1 protein-coding gene and 1 pseudogene are annotated in these 1,270 nt (G+C 45.7%); one reads left to right on the forward strand and one right to left on the reverse strand.

All coding sequences use genetic code 11. The features are described from left to right. A partial coding sequence (locus tag ACRC27_RS06685) for a homocysteine S-methyltransferase family protein (RefSeq protein WP_438639476.1) occupies positions 1-805 on the reverse strand: 805 nt, incomplete at its 3' end. 217 nt (positions 806-1,022) lie between these two features. Here ACRC27_RS06685 and ACRC27_RS06690 point away from each other — a divergent pair. After that, positions 1,023-1,270 (forward strand): annotated as a pseudogene (locus tag ACRC27_RS06690) (cation:proton antiporter); the annotation flags it as partial.

Here is a 1,270-nt window from a genome sequence, read left to right on the forward strand (position 1 = left end):
ACTCAGAAATTCTTGATAACTCAGCCACATACTGACGAAGCTCATCTGGCCCAAGTGCACAATTGAGCCCAAATGAGAGCGGCTGCACATGACGCATGGCATTATAAAATGCTTCGGTGGTTTGCCCTGACAACGTTCGGCCTGATGCATCGGTGATCGTACCCGAAATCATAATCGGTAAACGGTAACCCACCTCATCAAATACTGACTCAACGGCAAATGCAGCCGCTTTTGCATTCAGGGTATCGAAAATCGTTTCAATCATGATCAGATCAACGCCACCGCGCAGTAGCGCACGTGTTGCCTCTTGATAGGCAACAACCAACTGATCAAAAGAGGTATTACGAAAGCCAGGATCATTCACATCTGGCGAGATAGACGCGGTACGGTTAGTTGGCCCTAAAACCCCTGCCACATAACGTGGTTTCTCTGGTGTTTTAGCACTCCACGCATCGGCAGAAGCACGCGCTAACTGTGCGCCAACATAGTTCATCTCAGCCGCCAGTGATTCCATCTGGTAATCGGCCATCGCAATTGACGTTGAGTTGAACGTATTGGTCTCTAAAATATCCGCACCAGCCTCAAGATAGGCATCGTGGATAGCCGAAATCACACTCGGGTTGGTTAATACCAGCAGATCATTATTGCCTTTCAGATCACTCGGCCAATCGGCAAACCGCGTTCCGCGATAATCGGCCTCCTGCAGCCGATACTGCTGGATCATGGTGCCCATGCCACCATCAATAATCAAAATTCGCTTGGCTAACTGCTGTTCTAGGCTACTTAATACGCGTGGCTCTACCATGATTCCCTCTTGCATTCCTTGCTACGGCTTCACAACATCCTACCATAATTACAACAATTAGAAATCTAGATGGCTAAAGCAACCGAGCTATTTATCCACGTTTAACATTCATGTAAAAATAATCCATTACCTAAACCTCATATCATAGGATAATTACCCACAGTAACCGCACCTATCACGGGTAAACTATCTATCGAACACATATTTTGAGGGTTTTATGAGTGTTTATTACACCTTGTGCTTTCTAGCCGCTATCGCGATTATGATTGCCTATTTAAATCAGTTCATCAGTAAAGTTCAAACAACCATCGCCATTACTGCAGGCGCACTGCTCTGCTCATTAATTCTGATCCTTGCAGGACACTTCGGCTGGTTTAATCTTGAAAGCATTGCGCAAGGCGTTGTGGAAAAGATCGATTTCCAAAACTTCCTGCTAAAAGGGATTTTAGGCTTCTTACTCTTTGC

The organism is Plesiomonas sp. (assembly GCF_051650925.1).
Lineage (GTDB): Bacteria > Pseudomonadota > Gammaproteobacteria > Enterobacterales > CAMTGL01 > Plesiomonas.